General features: G+C 40.8%; 18 protein-coding genes and 1 pseudogene. 10 read left to right on the top strand and 9 right to left on the bottom strand.

All coding sequences use genetic code 11. The features are described from left to right. The first annotated feature begins 40 nt into the window (after window positions 1–40). Together CDG76_RS13660 and CDG76_RS13665 are read left to right on the top strand one after the other, a co-directional pair. Window positions 41–1,480: a TldD/PmbA family protein gene (locus tag CDG76_RS13660; RefSeq protein WP_094349548.1), complete on the top strand. Its 1,440-nt coding sequence runs from the start codon at window positions 41–43 to the stop codon at window positions 1,478–1,480. 240 nt (window positions 1,481–1,720) lie between these two features. Then, complete coding sequence (locus tag CDG76_RS13665; protein WP_094349549.1) at window positions 1,721–3,067, top strand: TldD/PmbA family protein; 1,347 nt, start codon at window positions 1,721–1,723, stop codon at window positions 3,065–3,067. Window positions 3,068–3,467: 400 nt separating this feature from the next. Here the strand turns inward: CDG76_RS13665 and CDG76_RS13670 are convergent, their stop codons facing one another. Then, window positions 3,468–4,334: an FG-GAP repeat domain-containing protein gene (locus CDG76_RS13670; protein ID WP_094349550.1), complete on the bottom strand. Its 867-nt coding sequence runs from the start codon at window positions 4,332–4,334 to the stop codon at window positions 3,468–3,470. Between the two features lie 191 nt (window positions 4,335–4,525). Between CDG76_RS13670 and CDG76_RS39610 the strand changes: the two are divergent. After that, window positions 4,526–4,633, top strand: a pseudogene (locus CDG76_RS39610) (DUF6887 family protein); the annotation flags it as partial. A 116-nt stretch (window positions 4,634–4,749) separates the two neighbouring features. Here CDG76_RS39610 and CDG76_RS13680 read toward each other — a convergent pair. The 3 genes from CDG76_RS13680 to coaD form a co-directional block, all read right to left on the bottom strand. Continuing rightward, on the bottom strand, window positions 4,750–5,076 hold the full coding sequence (locus CDG76_RS13680; RefSeq protein ID WP_094349551.1) for a Ycf66 family protein: 327 nt from the start codon (window positions 5,074–5,076) through the stop codon (window positions 4,750–4,752). Between the two features lie 145 nt (window positions 5,077–5,221). Further along, window positions 5,222–5,890, bottom strand: a complete 669-nt coding sequence (locus CDG76_RS13685; protein WP_094349552.1) for a DivIVA domain-containing protein — start codon at window positions 5,888–5,890, stop codon at window positions 5,222–5,224. Next, window positions 5,800–6,351, bottom strand: coding sequence for a pantetheine-phosphate adenylyltransferase (gene coaD, locus CDG76_RS13690; RefSeq protein ID WP_094349553.1), 552 nt, complete (start codon window positions 6,349–6,351; stop codon window positions 5,800–5,802). Before coaD ends, CDG76_RS13685 begins: the two co-directional genes overlap by 91 nt. A gap of 295 nt (window positions 6,352–6,646) precedes the next feature. Between coaD and lgt the strand changes: the two genes are divergently transcribed. The 6 genes from lgt (at window position 6,647) to CDG76_RS13720 (ending at window position 11,187) form a co-directional block, all read left to right on the top strand. Beyond that, window positions 6,647–7,438, top strand: coding sequence for a prolipoprotein diacylglyceryl transferase (gene lgt / locus CDG76_RS13695; RefSeq protein WP_094349554.1), 792 nt, complete (start codon window positions 6,647–6,649; stop codon window positions 7,436–7,438). Between the two features lie 262 nt (window positions 7,439–7,700). Further along, on the top strand, window positions 7,701–8,519 hold the full coding sequence (gene cobM, locus CDG76_RS13700) for a precorrin-4 C(11)-methyltransferase (protein WP_094349555.1): 819 nt from the start codon (window positions 7,701–7,703) through the stop codon (window positions 8,517–8,519). 22 nt (window positions 8,520–8,541) lie between these two features. Further along, complete coding sequence (locus tag CDG76_RS13705) at window positions 8,542–8,982, top strand: hypothetical protein (RefSeq protein ID WP_094349556.1); 441 nt, start codon at window positions 8,542–8,544, stop codon at window positions 8,980–8,982. Between the two features lie 84 nt (window positions 8,983–9,066). Continuing rightward, a complete protein-coding gene (locus tag CDG76_RS13710; protein ID WP_094349557.1) occupies window positions 9,067–9,420 on the top strand; it encodes a phenylpyruvate tautomerase MIF-related protein in 354 nt (117 codons plus the stop codon). A gap of 79 nt (window positions 9,421–9,499) precedes the next feature. Then, a complete protein-coding gene (gene rlmN / locus CDG76_RS13715) occupies window positions 9,500–10,594 on the top strand; it encodes a 23S rRNA (adenine(2503)-C(2))-methyltransferase RlmN (protein ID WP_094349558.1) in 1,095 nt (364 codons plus the stop codon). Window positions 10,595–10,734: 140 nt separating this feature from the next. Next, on the top strand, window positions 10,735–11,187 hold the full coding sequence (locus tag CDG76_RS13720) for a hypothetical protein (protein WP_094349559.1): 453 nt from the start codon (window positions 10,735–10,737) through the stop codon (window positions 11,185–11,187). 369 nt (window positions 11,188–11,556) lie between these two features. On the opposite strand, the gene CDG76_RS38290 is transcribed toward CDG76_RS13720, so the two are convergent. Beyond that, the gene (locus CDG76_RS38290) at window positions 11,557–11,736 is read right to left on the bottom strand and encodes a replication restart DNA helicase PriA (RefSeq protein ID WP_094349560.1); all 180 of its coding nucleotides are present in this window, start codon (window positions 11,734–11,736) and stop codon (window positions 11,557–11,559) included. A 1,309-nt stretch (window positions 11,737–13,045) separates the two neighbouring features. Continuing rightward, window positions 13,046–14,923: an excinuclease ABC subunit UvrC gene (gene uvrC / locus CDG76_RS13730; RefSeq protein ID WP_094349995.1), complete on the bottom strand. Its 1,878-nt coding sequence runs from the start codon at window positions 14,921–14,923 to the stop codon at window positions 13,046–13,048. Window positions 14,924–15,602: 679 nt separating this feature from the next. Here uvrC and CDG76_RS13735 point away from each other — a divergent pair. Further along, window positions 15,603–15,782, top strand: a complete 180-nt coding sequence (locus tag CDG76_RS13735) for a hypothetical protein (protein WP_094349561.1) — start codon at window positions 15,603–15,605, stop codon at window positions 15,780–15,782. 21 nt (window positions 15,783–15,803) lie between these two features. On the opposite strand, the gene CDG76_RS13740 is transcribed toward CDG76_RS13735, so the two are convergent. The 3 genes from CDG76_RS13740 to CDG76_RS13755 form a co-directional block, all read right to left on the bottom strand. Next, window positions 15,804–16,226 (bottom strand): response regulator, encoded by a 423-nt coding sequence (locus CDG76_RS13740; protein ID WP_094349562.1) that lies wholly within the window; start codon window positions 16,224–16,226, stop codon window positions 15,804–15,806. A gap of 554 nt (window positions 16,227–16,780) precedes the next feature. Then, window positions 16,781–18,403: an NF038130 family PEP-CTERM protein gene (locus CDG76_RS37285; RefSeq protein ID WP_190240845.1), complete on the bottom strand. Its 1,623-nt coding sequence runs from the start codon at window positions 18,401–18,403 to the stop codon at window positions 16,781–16,783. 418 nt (window positions 18,404–18,821) lie between these two features. After that, complete coding sequence (locus CDG76_RS13755; protein WP_190240846.1) at window positions 18,822–20,078, bottom strand: LL-diaminopimelate aminotransferase; 1,257 nt, start codon at window positions 20,076–20,078, stop codon at window positions 18,822–18,824. Window positions 20,079–20,121 lie beyond the last annotated feature (43 nt).

Consider the following 20,121-nt stretch of genomic DNA (forward strand, 5'->3'; position numbering starts at 1 on the left):
GTACAAGTTCCCCATTCCCCATTCTTTATTCCCCAAAATTATGTGGTCTGAACTCAAAAAAGCGATCGCTAGTTTCGATATTCCTGCTGATTGGATTGGTATTAGAGCCGTAAAGGAGACTTCTACTACCCGTTTTGTCCGTGATGCCTTACCCCAACTAAACGGCAAATCCTTCACAGTTGGAGCCATGCTGGAAGTTTTGGTTAATGGCTGTCTGGGTTATGCAGCTACTAACTCTCTAGAACTGTCTTCCCTGCAAACCGCCGCTCAAACAGCCTATAAACAGGCACTAGCAGCCAGTGAATGGTGGATACATCCCTTCCGTGAAAGTGAGCGCCCTAAAGTCGTTGGTGAATATAAATCTCCATTTCTGGAGCCATTGGATGCTCTGAGTCCAGGAGAAATAAACGATTTACTAATTCGGATTTGCCAAACGCTGAAAGTTGACGACAAAATTGTGCAAACCATAGCTAGTGCCAGCACAACCGAGAGAGAATCTTGGTTTATTAGCACTAATGGTTCAGAAGTCTATCAAAAAATACTATCTATAGGCACTAATTACGGAGCCACTGCCCAAGATGGAGCAGTTGTACAGCAGCGTAGCAACAACGGCTCGCAAGCAAACTGTTACCAAGGCGGACTAGAGCTTTTAAAACAAGAAGACTTATGGTACCGGGTGCGGCAAATTGGCGAACAAGCAGTAGAACTCTTGACAGCAGAAGAATGCCCAAACACCCGCACCAATTTAGTTTTAGCCCCAGATCAAATGATGCTGCAAATCCATGAAAGTGTCGGGCATCCCTTAGAAATTGACCGAATTTTGGGAGATGAGCGTAACTATGCTGGGGGCAGCTTTGTTAATAAAAGTGATTTTGGCAACCTAGCTTATGGTTCGCCGTTGATGAACATTACCTTTGATCCCACCGTGCCTGGTGAATTTGCTAGTTACGGCTTTGATGATACGGGTGCTGTAGCAACACGGGAGTATTTAGTTAAAGAAGGTGTACTCCAACGGGGTTTAGGCAGTCTAGAGAGTCAAGCCAGAGCAGGTGTAGCAGGAGTTGCCTGTGCCCGTGCTTCCTCATGGAATCGACCAGCGATCGATCGCATGGGTAACTTGAATTTAGAGCCTTTAAACGGCACTTTTGAAGACATTATTGGCGGCATACAACACGGCGTTTACATGGAATCTAACCGTTCTTGGTCAATTGACGATCGCCGCTACAAATTCCAATTTGGTTGTGAGTACGCTAAATTAATTGAAAACGGTAAACTTACCAAAACCCTCCGTAATCCCAATTACCGCGCCACAACACCAGAGTTTTGGCATAGTTTAATTAAAGTCGGAGATGCCACAAACTGGCAAATGTATGGTACTCCTTATTGTGGCAAAGGAGAACCAAATCAGGCCATTTGGGTAGGACACGGTTCACCTGTTTGTGTTTTTGCTAATGTCGAAGTTTTTGGTGGAGGAACTTGAAAAATACAATAGTTAGGAGTTGGTAGTTATGAGTTTTGAATTAAGTAAATAGGCATAATTAAACATAAAATAAAATCCTAGCTCGTAGTGAACGATTCAATCGCTCAAAAAAAGGATTATCATCACTAAAGTTTTTACTACAAACTTTAATTTATTTACGCCAAGCTACTTACGAAAATTCTTTTAACTCCTAACTCATAACTTTCTCCTCACCTTATTCCCTATTAATATTTAGTATCCATGAAAATTGAGGAATTATCTACATTAGAAGTCAGCTTTAATCGACTGATTGAAAATCTGTTGCTCAAAAAATTAGAAAATGAACAATTCACTGTGAGACTCAGCAGTGAAATAAGTCAATTTACTCGTTTTAATCATGCGAAAGTGCGACAAACTGGTTGTGTTGCTGATGGTTGGATAGAACTAACTTTGATGAAAGAGCAGCGCAACAGTGTTCGGCAGTTTCCCTTTACTGGAAATTGGGAGATAGACTGGCAATTAGCATATACTGCTTTGCAAGAACTACGTGACGAACTTATTCTACTACCCATCGATCCATATCTAGTTTTGCCATCAGGAAATAATATCAGTCGAGAAATACATTCTGGAAATTTATTGGCGGCTGAGGCAGTAGTCCCGACTGTACTAGAACTAGTTGCTGAATTGGATTTTACAGGGATATACGCAGGGGGATTGGTAGTTAAAGCTTATGGTGATTCCAACGGTCAAAAACACTGGTTTTCTACTGACTCTTTTACCTTAGATTATTCTCTATTTTCCCCATCTGGGCAAGCAGTTAAGGGCACGTTTGCCGGGAGTGATTGGAATGAATCTAAATATATAGCCAAAATTAGCGAAGCCAAAAAACAACTAGAATTACTTGCTCACCCAACGAAAGAACTGCCACGGGGACAGTACAAAACTTATTTTGCACCTGCTGCTGTTGCAGATTTATTATTAATGCTTTCTTGGGGAGCGGTAAGCGAAGCTGATATCCAACAAGGAAACAGTGCTTTAGCTGTTTTATCGCGTCAAGAAAAACAACTTTCTCTAAAATTTAGTTTGAAAGAAAATTTTCAGCGGGGATTAGTGCCACGATTTAATGAATTGGGAGAAATGGCAGCACCGGAGATACCTGTAATAGAAAAAGGATATTTAGTAAATACTTTGGTGAATTCCCGCACTGCTAAGGAATATCAAAAAATTGCCAACGGTGCGAATGGTTCAGAGACTTTACGAGCGCCAGAAGTGAGTACTGGTAATTTAGTATTTGAACAGATTCTTTCAAGTTTAGATACAGGATTATATGTATCGAATTTGCATTACTTGAATTGGAGCGATCGCCACACTGGTAGAATTACAGGTATGACTCGTTATGCTTGTTTTTGGGTAGAAAATGGAGAAATTATCGCACCCATTGAAAACTTACGTTTTGACGAAAGTCTCTATCGCTTTTGGGGAGAAAACTTAGTAGATTTGACAAATTTTCAGGAGTTTATTCCCGAAGTAGGAACTTATGAAAGTCGCCAACTAGGAGGTAGTTTAGTTCCCGGTATGCTGGTAGAAGATTTTACATATACTTTGTAATCATGTGCTGAGAGGAAATCAAAAGCCAACAGATAAAAATAGGCTCTATCGCTCCCTTTATGGTTCCTAATATTAAATCCATGCTTTTTTAAACCTATTATCCTTATGCAGAATGGGTTTTGCAGTTTTCCAGCTTGGTATTTAATAATAGCGTAAGTCACTTTAGGATCAGGGGAGCGATAGAACCGAGAAATTTCCCCTAAGAAGATGTTTGAAAAGTATTGCGCGGATAGAAATCGCTACTACACAAACATTCGCGTAGCGTCCCGTAGATAAGGGGGGTTTCCCCATGAACAACTGGCGCACGACTTATAATCGCCAAGGCTAGTAATAAATTAGACTTTACAAACATCCTCTAACAGGGAGGTGACATTGGAGCTAGCTAATGACAAACAAACTATTAAGCTAGAGCGACGTAGACATCAGCATTTCCAAAACCAACAATATCATTGCGACCATCGCCGTTGATATCGCCAAGTTGACGCGGATATTGGTTAAAGCTAGTCCATCCGCCATCAACCACAGAAAAATTATCGCTTTGAGCGACAAATATCGGACCGAAAGTACCATTGGTTTGACCTAGAGCGGCGTAGACATCATTATTTCCAAAACCGACAATATCATTGAGACCATCGCCGTTGATATCAGCAAGCTGACGCGGATATTGGTTAAAGCTAGTCCATCCGCCATCAACTACAGTAAAATTATCGCTTTGAGCGACAAATATCGAACCGAAAGTGCCATCACTTTGACCTAGAGCGACGTAGACATCACTATTTCCAAAACCGACGATATCATCACGACCATCGCCGTTGACATCACCAAGCTGACGTGGATATAGGTCAAAGCTAGTCCATCCGCCATCAACTACAGAAAAATTATTGTCCTGAGCGACAAATATCGAACCGAAAGTGCCATCACTTTGACCTAGAGCGACGTAGACATCACTATTTCCAAAACCGACAATATCATCGCGACCATCGCCGTTGACATCACCAAGCTGACGTGGATATAGGTCAAAACTAGTCCATCCGCCATCAACGACAGTAAAATTATCGCTTTGAGCGACAAATATCGGACCGAAAGTGCCATTGCTTTGACCTAGAGCGGCGTAGACATCACTATTTCCAAAGCCGACAATATCATCACGACCATCGCCGTTGATATCACCAATCTGACGCGGATATAGGTCAAAGCTAGTCCATCCGCCATCAACGACAGTAAAATTATTGTCCTGAGCTACAAACAACGAACCGAAAGTGCTCATTATAATGCTCCTTTAAGCAATAATATTGCGCGTAGTAAAACTACGTACCTATTTAAGATTCAGTTTTAGTTCCAGAAACTACGCTAATCATTTACAAACCTTTACACCGTAATATTTTTATGGCAGCTTCTAACTACCAAGCGATGACTGATGAAGAGTTATGGGACTGAGTTTGCTAGCATCCCAAAGATGTAGAAGCTTTCCACATTCTCATGGATAGATTAGAGTACCGTCCAAAAATGATTTGTACTACAGATGAAGAAATTGAAGCCAAATTGCAAAAGCGAATTAACCAATAGCGATCGCACTGGAGCATATTGTAGATTAGGTACTTTTCCCATTACCCAGTACCCAGTACCCATTTTTCTGATTTTTCAACACTAATATTATTAATTAAATTTTCTCAATACTAAAGTCATCTATCTCTGTAAACTGCATTAATTACAATATCTTTGATACTTAGATAAAGAATTAATAGCAACAATAAAAATTGCTCAAATTGAAGAACTGGATCTAAACGCCAACCTTGATAATACAAGATTACTCCACTTAACAACATTATAATTGGCATAAATATAAGTTGAAAAATATAAAGGGCTAAAGCCCAACCTCTAAGCCTAGTTCCACGTTGGGATAGCCAAGCTACTGTTAAAATTAAGTAAATAATTGCCCAAAGCAAATAAATAATTCCAATTAAACCAGCTATATTTAATCCAAAGTTAACTTGAGCAAAAGTAAGCATTTATTAAAAATCCTGCTTAATTACAAGCTAAAATTTTAAATCTATTAGTAGGTAGATTCCCTAAAATTATTCCTTCATGAAAATTGTTGGGTTAAGCAATAGCGAAACCCAACCGATAATTTTTCCTCATCTCTGGTTATAACCTCTATCTTTTTTTACCAGGAGGTGAATTACGCTGGGTGAGGTTATCAATTTGCAATTGTTGCCGTCCGTTGGTGATAATTCGCAACATCTCTTTGAGATCCTGCTCGATATTTCCCAAAATGCCATCGGCATAAGCATCAGCACCATCTTCAATTTCTTGAGCATGAGCGATCGCATTTTGTCGCATCAGATCTAACTCTTGCTGACAAGCATACCGCTTGCGGTCAATCTCGGCGAGGGTTTCTTGCATTATTCCCTCACACTCTTGTTGCACTTGTCGCCGCAGTCGTTCAGCTTCCTGTTCAGCCTGGTGAATAATATCGCTTTCAGCTAAAATTTGCGCTCTTTTTGCTTGTGCAGCCTCAACAACCTGCTGTCCATACTCTTCCGCTTCCAGCAATATTTCGTCTTTTTGTTCGAGAACTGATGCCGCTTCTTGAAAAAGTGATGGTAAAGCCAGCCGGATGTAATCAAGCTGATCTAGCAGCTTTTCTTCATCTACGAGTGTGCGTCCCGTCAGCGGAATTCTGAGACTAGAGAGAACCATTTCCTCTAGGCGGTTGAGTTCCTGCTGAATATCTATGCTTCCCTCTCCACCGAGATATTCTTGAGGGGGGGGATTGCTTCCGTTGAGATTGGGTTCAACATTGGAGATTTCTGATTGTAGCATTGGTATATATCTAGGGCAATGTGTGGGGGAACGAGATGATCGATAGAGCCACCAAACCTTGCAATCTCTTTTACCACACTACTACTTAAAAAACTATACTCATTTGAGGTTGCGAGAAAAACTGTTTCTATTTGGGTAGAAAGAGTTTTATTGGTGTGAGCCATTTGCAGTTCCACTTCAAAATCTGACACAGCCCGTAAACCCCGGATCAAAACTTGTGCTTGTTGCATTTGAGCATAATTGACGGTAAGACCATCAAAGCTGTCTACTTTTACATTAGGTAGATGTTCTGTAGAAAGACGGATCTGATCTAGCCGTTGCTCCACACTAAAAAGTGGCATCTTGTTAGGGTTCCGTAGTACAGCGACAATCACCTGCTCAAACAGCCGACTACTGCGCTGGATGAGATCGAGGTGTCCCAAGGTAATGGGGTCGAAGCTACCAGGATAAATAGCAATCACAATTTTAAATATATCAAAGTTGTTTAGGTGATTATATTGAAACCATTTGGTGTAACTTACTCAAATCTACCATCTTGCGCTCTCGGTAAGGATGGTAAACTCAATTGTTTTAGTGGCACAAGTTATGCTCAACTAGGCGTTAGGAACTAGACTCCTAAATATGAATACTGAATTTTTACCTACGTCCCCACAATGTTGTGGAAGATTTAAGTGTAGTTACAGTATTCAAGACACAAGAAACTCCGTACTTAGCAAAGTGCGCGGGTAGTTAACGAACTTTTCTAGGTAATTTTTCATGGCACTGGATTTTCCCACTTTGCCCTTGGCGTTTCAGTTTACTTCTCCAGGACCGATTCTGGTGAAAATAGGGCCACTAAGTATTCGTTGGTACGGCTTGTTAATTGCCACAGCAGTGTTAATTGGCGTTATCCTTTCCCAGAATTTGGCAAAGCGCCGTAACGTTAATCCTGAGTTGCTAGGCGATTTGTTCTTTTGGTTGTTGATTGGGGCGATTCCTGGCGCACGCCTATATTACGTTTTTTTTGAGTGGTCAAAATATGCCCCAACTCCAGGAAAAATATTTGCGATCTGGGAAGGAGGTATTGCCATTCATGGAGCGATTCTTGGTGGCGTTGTGGCTGCGTTAATCTTTGCCAAAATCAAGCAGGTTTCTTTCTGGCAATTGGCAGATTTAGTAGCACCTTCGCTGATTTTAGGTCAGGCGATCGGACGTTGGGGTAATTTCTTTAATTCTGAAGCTTTTGGCGATCCTACTAATTTACCCTGGAAACTCTATATTCCACAAGACCATCGTCCTTTAGACTATGTTAGTTTCGATTATTTTCATCCCACCTTCCTCTACGAATCTCTGTGGGATTTAATGGTGTTTACGCTACTAATAACGTTGTTTTTTCGGTCTTTATCTGGTAAGCCACGCCTGAAGGTAGGCACACTATTTCTAATTTACTGGCCAGCCTACAGCTTAGGACGCTTGTGGATTGAAGGCTTTCGCACTGATAGCTTGATGCTGGGACCATTACGGATGGCACAAGTAGTCAGTAGTCTAGGAATTTTATTACACTGTTAAGTTTATCTAAAAGCAGAATACAGTTTAATATTCTAAAAGTTTTTGCTAATAAAAATTTAAGGGTATTTTTTCCCTAGTTGCAGCTTTTTTTATACTACTGCCAATAACGNCCCAATTCCCAATTCCCAAAAAATAAAAAATGCCCCAGAGTATTCTCTAGGGCTTAACCAGGGTGCATCTACCATTACTCTCTACTAAGGAAAGAGGGTGAATCCGGAAAGATACTGAAGAATTTGCCAAAAAATTTTTTTGAGGGATTGCCGTGTGTTCTTCTAAGAGTGAATATACAGAAAGCCTAAGCTATAAAAAAACACTATCTGCTGTAGAACCATCTGTGTATATTGTCGGAGCTGGCCCTGGAGATCCTGATTTATTAACGGTGAAGGCGCAAAAATTACTGGCTGCTGCTGATGTAATTTTATTTGCTGATTCTTTAGTACCCGAACAAATTTTAGAACTTTGCCGAAAAGATGCCGAGATAATTAGAACTGCGAATCAGACTTTAGAAGAAATTTTGGCGATTATGATTGATAGAGTGCGATCGCAGCACAAATCTCTAGTCCGTCTTCATTCTGGCGATCCTAGTCTCTACAGCGCCATCCACGAGCAAATGCACCTCCTCGCAGAGGCAGATATTCCTTTTGAAGTCATACCTGGTATCAGCGCCTTTCAAGCCGCTGCTGCCAAACTCAAAATAGAACTAACTGTTCCTGGTTTAGTTCAAACAATTATTTTGACACGCATCAGTGGACGTACAGAAGTCCCCGCCACTGAAGAATTAGCCTCTCTTGCAGCACATCAGGCTAGCCTCTGCTTGTATTTAAGTGCGCGTCACGTCGAAAATGCCCAAGCTAAACTACTCGAACACTATCCAGCCGAAACCCTGATTGCGATTTGCTTTCGCATCGGATGGCCCGATGAAAAAATCAGGGTTGTCCCTCTGAATCAAATGGCAGACTGCACTCATCAAGAAAACCTAATCCGCACTACGCTTTATATAATCAGTCCAGCACTCTCGACAACAAAAGGGCGATCGCGTTTATATCATCCCGAACATAGTCATCTATTTCGCTCAGAGTAGTCCAAGAAATATAGCAACAGAGATGTCAATACCGAAAAAAGGTACAAGAAAAATAATAGTTGATAGAGAACCATTCATCTGGCTAATCCGAAGACAAGCTACCAACGTACAAGCAGACGATCCTGATGGATATCTCCATGTTGCTGTAGAACACGCTACTGAGGCTGGCTCAGTATTAGTGATTCTTACTGATAGGCTTCATCCACAGGGGTACAGCCTCATTAATAGCGAACTTGTGCCAATACAACTTCAAGATGCATCAGGAGAGGTTCGGGCTTGGAGAATTGAGCCAAGGTATGAAATAACCGCAGTAACACCAAAAGACGTAGCGTTATGGATAAAACAAGCTATGGAAATAGGATGGTTGCCTAAAAAGTCAGGTATAACCTTTAAAGTTAACGTTATTGGCAGTAGTATAAAAAAAGCTGCAACTAGGGAAAAAATACCCTTAAATTTTTATTAGCAAAAACTTTTAGAATATTAAACTGTATTCTGCTTTTAGATAAACTTAACAGTGTAATAAAATCCAAAATCCCAATTCGGTACTATGCCTTTAATTAAAGTGCAAACTTCTGCATCTGCTCCTCAAAAAGCTGAAATTGAGTCAATGCTTTTAAACCTATCAGCCAAGTTAGCGAAACATTTAGGAAAACCAGAATCCTATGTAATGACTGCTTTTGAACCGGGAATTCCTATGACTTTTGCAGGGAATACAGACCCTGTTTGCTACATTGAAATTAAGAGCGTTGGCACGATGAAGCCAGATCAAACCGCAGCAATGAGTCAAGACTTTTGCCAGCAGATTAACCAAACTCTAGGCGTGCCGAAAAATCGCATTTACATAGAGTTTGCAGACGCTAAGGGGGCAATGTGGGGCTGGAACGGCACAACTTTTGGCTAATTCCCCATCTTCTTTGGTCAAGACTAACTTGATCTGGCAGGTGTAGGATAGAGATTCAACACCAACTCGTGATTTTTTTATGTCTGCTACGCCTCTTGTATCTCAGGTTGACTCACACAACCCAGAAAAATCAGAATTAATCTCTCCCCTTCTCGGTGCTTCTTTGGCGGAGTTAACTGCTTGGGTGCAGCAGCAGGGACAACCTACTTACAGAGGAAAGCAGCTGCATGAATGGATCTATGACAAAGGAGTGCGATCGCTAGCTGATATTTCTGTCTTCTCCAAGCAATGGCGGAAAGAAGTAGCAGAAGTTCCCATAGGGCGCTCAATTTTACATTACCGCTCTGAGGCTCCCGATGGTACGGTGAAATATCTTTTACGATTAATAGACGGACAGATTATTGAAACTGTAGGCATCCCCACCTTCGCAGAAAGGGGAGAAGGCCCAAAAGCCCGTTTGACAGTTTGCGTCTCTACTCAGGTGGGTTGCCCAATGGCGTGTGATTTCTGCGCTACTGGTAAGGGAGGCTTCAAACGCAACCTAGCACGGCACGAAATTGTCGATCAGGTGTTGACTGTACAAGAAGATTTTCAGCAACGGGTTAGCAATGTGGTGTTTATGGGACTGGGTGAACCGTTGTTGAATACTGAGAATGTCTTAGCAGCCCTGAAATCCCTCAATCAAGATGTCGGTATTGGGCAGCGATCGCTTACAGTTTCTACAGTGGGGATTCGCGATCGCATCCGTCAGTTCGCACAAAATAATTTGCAAATCACTCTGGCTGTGAGTCTCCACGCACCCAACCAAGCACTACGAGAAAAACTCATTCCCAGCGCCCGCGCCTATCCTCTCGAAGATTTACTGGCTGAATGTCGGGAATATGTGGAAATCACTGGCCGCCGGGTTACTTTTGAATATGTTCTCCTTGCTGGTGTTAACGATTTACCAGAACACGCATTGGAACTTTCAAAATGCCTGCGAGGATTTCAAAGTCATGTGAATTTGATTCCTTACAACCCCATCCAAGAAGTAGACTACAAACGCCCCAACCGCGATCGCATTCAAGCTTTTGTGAACGTTCTCAAGCAGCAAAATACTGCTGTTAGTGTCCGTTATTCCCGTGGTTTAGAAGCCGATGCTGCTTGCGGACAACTAAGAGCAAGTAAGAATTAAATCTGTTGTACTCAGTAAATTTAATTACTTTAATCTCACAGATATCTTGACATTAGTCGCAATTAGTGCGACAAGACAGCTGTAGGAATTGTTATATTAAGATTAAGCGATCGCTCAACCCAACCGATAACAAATAACTTATGTTGAATCGATCATTGACGCTTAAACTATTGCCACTAGTGATTGTTCTTGCAGAAGCTTTGCCGATAAATTCTCCTGCTTATGGACAAATAATTCGACCGATTTCTCCGCAACCTGAGTCCTTTCAAGAAAGAATGAGACAACAACAAGAGGAACGAACTCAGCAAACACAAGAGCAATTGAGGGAAACATGGCTACGCCAAAATCTTCAACAACAACAACTACAACAGCAAGATTTTACACGACAACGGCAAGAACTAATACGCCAGCAACAATTTAGACTGCAACAGCAAGAAACAAGACTACAACAGCAACAATTTACACGACAGCAACAATTGAGAATACAAGATCAACAACTCAGACAAGATCAACAAATTAGACAACAGCAACAATTTAGATTACAAGAACAGATACGACAGCAAGAACTCAGACAGCAGAAAGAAAACCTGTGAAGTGTTCAGAATTTCTGTTGAAGAAGAATTCAGAATCCAGAATTCTGAATAAGAAAGTGGGGAATACCCTGCAAAAAGCAAGCTACTGACTCGCCACTAATGTAAACAAACCGCTAAATCTTCTTTTTCAGAGACGTGTAAAGGACGACTTAGCGTATTTATTAAACACGCTTCTTCAGAAGTTCTTGACAAGACAATGCGCCTAGCTTGCTTACCCGTAGTAATAGTGGTACGTTGACTCACTACTGCTGCGCGCTAGTCAGACTCCAATTCACCCAGAATTCTAACTCCTGAATTCTCTTTTGATAAAAAACTTTTTTATTAAAAATTAGAGAAAATCTTCTCCAATTTTTAATTTTTTCTTATTAGCTAGCGGTGTGCATGAATGCCAGGGGCATACGCTTCAATTACTTTGCCAGTGCGAGTGCAACTAATCATCAAATAGTCACAACTTGGGCATTGTGTTCGAGTTAATTGACTATCATAAATATAATAACGCTCCGCATGACTACCACAATTTGGGCAGTAAATCTTTTGTACTATCTGCATTTTAAAACCCCTGGTTGTAATTATTTTTTATTTGGTAAAGCTACTAGTTAAACCAGGAAAAAAATCTGGTTCGACCCAAATTAACAAACTGCTGTAATATTGGCTGATTATTTTAAACAAAATTTCAGGTTTGATAACTTTCCGATATCTTTATCTATTATTCTAGAATTTAAGTGATTTTACCCTCCTACTTTAGATACATAAATTGTTTTTTAATTAAATGCTGTTTAGAGATTTACTGATCCCTATGATTAATGGCTTGAGAGAGGCTTGTTTACAGTCATTTCAGACGAATACAAAAAAGCCGTTCTTGTATTCAAAAATTAAATCATATAAATTACTGTATATTTAGTAACAAAATCTCTATCTTAAGATTTAGTTAATATTTGCTGACAAGATTTATAAGATTAAATTCTGGTAAGATAATTTAATTAAAATTAGCAAAATTCATAAAAAGCGGCTTCCTGTGATCGAAGCTTCGGGAGCCGCTAAAAGTTCTCTGCAATGCTAGTAATTAAACCTGAATCTTAGTACAGCAAAATCTAGCATCCTTTTGATAACTAGTCTGTTTTTGACATCTTGGAGAGAAGTTATGGGAATATATCCGGTTCGTACTAAAGTTTTCGCTTGTAGCAATTCTCGTTTACGGGTATACCTCACGTAAACGAGAACTGCTATAAAGGCTCACTACCTTCCCATTACTCAGTCCCCAGTACAACACGGCGTAAATAAACCACCCCTGACGCTCGATGACTCGCTAACGGGTGACGGCTCTCTACGAGACGCTAAAAGCGAACGCAGGCTCGCTAGCGCTGCGCTAACGGCAGTTCCTCATGGGGGAACCCCCTTCTCTACGAGACGCTCCGCGTTCGCGTAGCGTTCCGTTGGCGCAGCCTCTCCAAGAGTTGGAAAGGCGCTAGCCTCTCCCTTTGGGAGAAGACCGGACTGCCTCACCATTCCAAATCAATGAAACGCTTACGCTGTATTGATTTTGAATTTTGAATTATATCATGTTCGCATAATTAGTTATGATTTCCACAGTCATTGCACCCCACCCCTTAATCCCCTCCCCGCTTGCGGGGAGGGGAGACGAAGCGTAGCTTTGGCGGGGTGGGGTTCTTCGGGTTTAATAAGTAATCAAGCGAACATAATATTACGCCTTGCGGTACTAGTGGTCTGTCAAACCCATTTTGATGGTTGGAGAGACGCGATAAATCGCCGTCTCTACATAAAATTTATTCGTCAATTATTTATTGACAGACTACTAGTCCCCAATCCCAAGTTCAAGGTGAAAATGGGAGTTGTGACTTCAAACAGGATGAAAATAATCGTAAATTTCTTGAGCCAAACGCGGCCCAATTCCTGCGACTTCAGCGAGTTGTGTGGTTGTCGCTTGCCGAATATAATCAACTGAGCGAAAATGCCCTAGTAGCTGCTTTTGTCGATGATGTCCTAAGCCAGGAATTTCATCTAAACGCGATCGCTTCAATTTATCACTGCGCTGCTGACGATGGAAACTTACTGCAAACCGATGGGCTTCATCCCGCAACCGCCGCAATAACTGTACCCCTGGTTGTTCTGCATCAGTTGTCAAGGGTTTAGATTCTCCTGGTAAAAAAATCTCTTCTCGCTGCTTTGCTAAACTTACAACTCGCAAGTCTTCTAATAAATTCATCTCTTGCAAAACGGCGACAACCGATGATAACTGACCTTTACCACCATCGATCATGATTAAATCAGGCCAGTCAGGATTACCCAAACGTGTTAATTGCTGATCTTCCGCATACTTGCGAAACCGCCTCTGGATGACTTCAGCAAGACTAGCAAAATCATCTGAATGTCCCGCTGTCACCGTGGGATTTTTAATTTTGTAGTGGCGATAGTGCTGTTTTGCAGGTAATCCGTCGATAAAGACGACTTGGGAAGCTACAGCATTTGACCCTTGAATATGGGAAATGTCATAACCTTCGATGCGGTGGGGTACATCTGGTAAATCAAGAATGGTGGCTAAATCTTGCATTGCTTGGTGATTGCGATCGCCAAATTTCTGCATTCTTTGCAATTCATACTGAGCATTTCGCTCTACCATCTCAATTAATTCTGCCTTAGTTTGCCGCAAAGGAGTCAATATTGTGACTTTTTTGCCTTTGCGTTGAGTTAAGACATCCGCCAATATCTCCGCATCTGGTAAATCATGCTGTACCAAGATTTCTAAAGGTATTTCCACCGAGTCAGCAGTTTGGTAATGTTCCTCTAAAGCTCGTTGTAAAATAGCTCCTGGTTCTGCATGAGCATCCGCCACAAAGGCTAAACGCCCCACCAATTGCCCAGCGCGAATCTGGAATAGTTGAATGCAAGCGTGTTGTTCATCGGCTGCCAGTGCGATCGCATCCCGCGAAACTGTATCATCTGGTAAGGAAACTTTCTGGTCAGCTGTCAGCGACTTTAGCCCAGAAATTTGATCTCGAATCCGCGCCGCTGACTCAAAATTCAAGTTCTCAGCGGCTGCGTTCATCTGTTGGGTCAAAATATCAATCAGTTCTTGAGTTCTACCTTGAAAGACCATCGCTATTTTTTGGACAATTTTGCGATATTCTTCTGGTGAAATCATCTGTTGACACACACCAGGACAACGCCCTAAATCAAAATTCAAGCAAGGGCGGTCTTTAAAAAGTGGTTGGGGTCGTTGTCGCTGTGGAAAGATCCGCTTGCAGATGCGGACAATTTCTCGCAATAAACCAGCATCAGTATAAGGCCCGTAAAATTTATCCTTTTCTTTGCCGAATTGCCGCTTACGGGTAATAAAAATTCGCGGATAATCTTCTGACCAAGTAATGCAGAGATAGGGATATTTTTTATCATCTTTGAGCAGCACGTTGAAGTATGGCTGGTGCTGCTTGATCAAATTGGCTTCTAGCGCTAAAGCTTCGGCTTCAGTATCAGTGACGATGAATTCAATTTCTGTCACCAACTTGACCATCATGGCGATACGTTCAGTCTTATTGTAGCCATCCCGGAAATAGGAACGGACACGCGATCGCAACTTACGTGATTTACCTATATATATAATGCGATCGCTCCTGTCCCGCATGAAATAAACCCCCGGTTCCGGTGGAATTTCGGCTAGACGGTTTTCTAGTCGTTCTGGCTCTTTAACCAGTGGTAATATTTGAGTAGATATTGTCACAACCAAAATTAGGTAATCTTTATCTATTTTAAGAAAAATTATTTTTTCGTGCCGATTTAATAAATTATTTATCAAGTAAATATAAAGTAGCAGTCATGAGTGGCATATACCAGAACAGATGAAAGTGGGGCTGGGGACTGGGGGAGAATAATAACTCCTAACTCAGCACGAGCCAAACCCTAGCTATCTGCTAACAGCATCAATCCAGGTAAGCTTCTAGTCCGCACAAAGAGAAGTCTGCTGTAGTCACTTCTTTGGCTTCCAAGCTAGAGGCTCGCTCGCCAGAAAACTTACTGCAAGCATTAGAACTTTGGAGCTGACGAGAGTTTATCTAGCTGCGACCTTAGCCATTGGCTGCTACTGTCAGAATAAAAACTTTGCTTTTTGAATTTATAATTAATATTTTTAAATTGATAATACTTTATTATCTTAAACTTTATACTTTAGATTAAACGATCATGTTTTTGTATTAACTTCGGTTTTTTGTCAGTTTTTTATGAATTAAGAATATGCTTATATATTGCTTGTATAAATATTACATAAAAATTTTATTTATTGATACTATTTGTGTTTATTTATTGAATTTATAATATTAAGCGAATTAACGGATTTACTCAGTTAAATTTACGATTATGATTGAGAAATATTTATTATGATGATTTCATACGACAGCTAAATTATGAATTTACAAGACTTTGAAATCCAGTATCGTGAGGCTATGGCTGAAACTCTCAATGAACTGCAAACAGCAGTTTTGTTATTAGCGCAAGTACAACATAAAATTTCAACAATTGGCAGTTCTGTACAAAGTCTTAGCGAGTGCGTTGAAGAGTTTATTGCCGATCAAAAAGCAGAATAAATACACACCTAGCAAAAAAGGCTATCTGTGGCGACAAGTAAACTGTTCTTCAATTGCAAGGATGAGATCCTTGAGTTTTAAAGGTTTGACAAAATAGCTACATGCACCCAAACTCAGAGCTAGTTCTTGATCTGCTTTAAAAGCAAAGGCTGAAACCACAATGATAGGTATTTTTGACAAATCAGGTTTTTGCTGGACTTGTTTTAAGAGTGAATAACCGTCAACATCTGGCAATTTCAAGTCCAATAACATTAAATCTGGCTCGAATTCCTCTATGGTTGAGAAAAAAGCAGAACCTTCTGATAAACTTTGGACTTCATACCCACAGTAACTTAGATAGTCACTAAGTAACATCCGATTGAGGTAATGGTCTTCAACTAGTAAAATCCGTCTAACTTTGTGTGACTGCAATGGCTGATTTATATTGAGTAATTCTACTGTCATTGCTACCTATTATCTGATTATCTTAATTAAAAGCCAACAATGATTACCATAAACTAAAACAGTAGTGCATTTAAACAGTAAAATAAATATAAATTGTACTTATGTAGTCTAATCAAATATCTGAAGAAATCAAAATTAGCTGCACTACAAGACTAAAATGATAGTATAATCAAATATAATTAAATCAAAAATTAATCTTTTTTTTACGAACTTTTGATAATTTCGAGTATTAAGTTAACCTCTTTTTTACAATAGTAATTTTCTAAAGTTTATAAGTAAAACTACTTAAGTAATAATGGAACTAATATTATGATAATTTCCCTTCCTAAAGATGTGAAGGGAAGTAATACCATTGTACGAAATCCATATTAAAAACAAATACAGTTGGTAGAGACATATAGATGTCAAATGTTGCAACCGATTTATTTTTTGCAACTATTTTTAAAATTAGTATAACCTAGAAGATTAAATTCTCTTATAGCTGCAAGGAATTATTCATCAAAAAAGGGAGCTGTTAGCTCCCTTACTTATTTTTTGGAATGGAAACCGGAATTTCAACCAGATGCTTTTTTCAATTTGCGTCGGGTAGCAAAGACACCAGCAACACCCATAAGACCAAGTATTACTGATGGTTCTGGTGCTGAGACATACTCAGGTGTTGACCAAGTATAAATTGCACTGTAGGATACGCCATCATCAGAAGCAGTAATACCGGATGCAGTGGGGTTAAAGCTATAGGCATAGTAAGTTTGACCACCAGTAACTACCTTGGCAATTTCACTAGCTCCAATTTCACCTTTATATGCAGTTAATGCAGCTTGTAGAGTCAGTACATCTTTAAATGATGTGAGTTGAGAGATTTGACCTGGTAGCTGATTTTTGAGAGTATTCAGTTGAGAGATTTGGCCTGGCAGTGTCACATTTTTGAAAGTATTCAAGTCAGTAATTTGACCCGTCAGTTGAGTTTTAGTGGTATTCAGTTGAGAGATTTGACTCGTCAGTTGAGTTTTGGTGGTATTTAGTGGAGTGATTTGACTCGTCAGTTGAGTTTTGGTGGTATTTAGTGGAGTGATTTGATTCGTCAGTTGAGTTTTGGTGGTATTTAGTACAGTAATTTGATTCGTCAGTTGAGTTTTGGTGGTATTTAGTACAGTAATTTGACTCGTCAGTGTTTGCCTTTGTACTGCATTGGCTAGAGTGTCAGGAATTGCGTTCAGTTGTGTTTGCAGTGATGCAATTTGGCCAACAGTTGTGTTCAGTTGTGTTTGCAGCGATGTAATTTGGCCAACAGTTGTGTTCAGTTGTGTTTGCAGTGGTGCAATTTTTGCGAGAGTTGCGTCCAGTTGTGTTTGCAGTGGTGCAATTTGTCCAACAGTTGTGTTCAGTTGTGTTTGCAGTGTGGTAATTTGTCCGGGAATTTTGTCCAGTTGTGTTTGCAGTGGTGCAATTTGTCCGGGAATTGCATCCAGTTTTGTTTGCAGTGATGCAATTTGTCCGGGAATTGCGTTCAGCTGTGTTTGTAATTGTGGAATTGAACTTTCAAGTTGTGAAAGGGTTGGTTGAGTTGTTTGTTGAGGAAACTGTGATTTAATTGCATTCCACTTTTCATCAACCTTAGTAGAAATAGTTGTTGCAAGTTTAGTCTTTACATCCAAGTGACCAACTAACTTCAGTTCCACACCGCCATTTTGACCGAATTGGAAACCACCAATGTTCGGATCTCCCATTCCCAAGGAAGGAAAATAACTAGTTACTAGTGATTTGCTGTCGGCTGAAAACCCGTTCCAAACTGATTGAAATGGTGTGTAGCTACTCAATAAATTGCCTAGCCATTGCGAACCAAAACTATTCCAGTCATCAGCAGTGACACTGCTAACGGTGGCTTTATAGTTTCCTTTTGTGGCGGTGAAGCCAACATTAGAACCTGGGGTTTCGCTACTATACCAAAGCTCGACGTTAGAGCTGGGGTTGTTATCTGTCAAAGCTTTGATGGCAGATTTAGTACCACCTTGTGCATTCCCTTTAATGAAGGTACCATTTGAGCCACCAGTGTAAGTGTTAATTTCTCCTGTATTATTGAAGTCAAAAGATGTAGCGTGTGCTGGGGCAGTGGCAAGAGCGCTCACACCAATAGCCATTGAGGCACCAATTACAAGTGTCTGAAAAGTTGTTTTCATTGTTTTCAAGTCTCTGTCAGTTTGGAAGTTAAGTTTTAAACTAGTGCCGTTTTTAGGCTTGAGCTGTCTTGACCACGGGCTTTTTAGCAATACGGCTGCTTAAAAGCACGACCTGTATTTTTATAACCGTCTTTGGTATCTGAGCGTACAAACCCAGTTTAAGAAACGGAGAGACCTGATTGGGTAAAGTTACTCCTGATTATCAATAAAAAGATGAAGAATGTTTTGATAGTTATATACGTTTAATTACGTATTTTAGTCAAATTCTATAGTCGCAAAAAATTACAACACAATATTTTTAAGTTCAGTACAATACGGTAATTAGTTTAGTAGGGATGCACAAATGTGTGCCCCTACCGTATGCTCCATTGGTAAACTTTGCCACTAAAAATCCTTGGCGTTCAGCTTGAGAAGAAATTTAATGAAGAAACTCAGCCATTCTTTCTACAGCAATTTCTAACAAAGGTGGCTCATGCACCAAGGCAAAACGGACATACCCTTCTCCAGATTTGCCAAAGCCAGCACCTGGAGAAGCCGCGACACCAGTTTGTTTGACTAGCTGAGTACAAAATTCTACGGAGTTTTCACTCCAAGGTGAGGGCAATTTTGCCCAGATGTACATTGTGGCTTGGGGAGTAGGAACATTCCAGCCAATGCGGTGTAAAGCACTGATAAAAGCATCACGCCGCCCCTGGAAGGTAGCGACAGCAGATTTTACGCCAGCTTGAGGGCCTGTTAGGGCAGCGATCGCACCATTCAAAATTCCCCGATACTGATTAAAATCAACGGCGGCTTTTACCTGGCGTAAAGCGTTAATTAATTGGGCATTACCGATGGCATAGCCAATACGGAAGCCGCCCATATTGTAGGACTTGGAAAGGGTGAAAAATTCAATCGAGACGCTTTTTTCTGGATCGGCTTGCAGAATTGAAGGAACTAGGGATTTTGGATTTTGGACTTCGACTTCGCTCAGTCGAACGATTTTGGATTTTGGATTGGGAGAAGAATCTGCCGAATCCCCAGTTTCCCCAAATACCAAATCTACGTAGGGGAAATCGTGAACCAGGACGAGATTGTGTTGTTGACAGAAGGCGACAGCTTCTTGGAAGAAAGATAAAGGTGCGATCGCAGCGGTGGGATTATGAGGATAACTTAATACCATCATCCGCGACTGGGCCAAGACTGGGGCGGGAATATCAGCAAACACTGGTAAAAAACCGTTTTCTGCCAGTAGTGGCATCGGGTAGATTTGACCACTGGCTAGGTAGACTCCCCCCGCATGGGAGGGATAACCTGGATCGAGCAACAGGGCAAAATCTCCTGGATTAAGTATGGCTAGGGGTAAATGGGCTGTGCCTTCTTGAGAACCAATTAAAGGTAGTACCTCAGTTTGAGGATCGACTTTGATACCAAATTTTTGTTCGTACCAGTTGGCTGCGGCTTCGCGAAATCCTTGGGTACCGTTAAATAACAGATAGCCGTGGGTACTGCGATCGTGGAGAGATTGGGCGATCGCCTCAATAACGTGTGCCTCCGCTGGTAAATCAGAAGACCCCAACGACAAATCAATTACCTCCCGTCCAGCAGCCAAAGCGACTGCCTTGGCTCTGTCCATATCAGCAAATACATTAGATTTTAGGGGTTGTAAACGTTTTGCAAACTGTATGTTAGTCATTAGTCATTAGTCATTGGTCATTAATCATTGGTCATTTGCTATG

Origin of the sequence: Nostoc sp. 'Peltigera membranacea cyanobiont' 210A (assembly GCF_002246015.1) — a bacterium.
In the GTDB taxonomy this organism is placed as follows: Bacteria; Cyanobacteriota; Cyanobacteriia; order Cyanobacteriales; family Nostocaceae; genus Nostoc.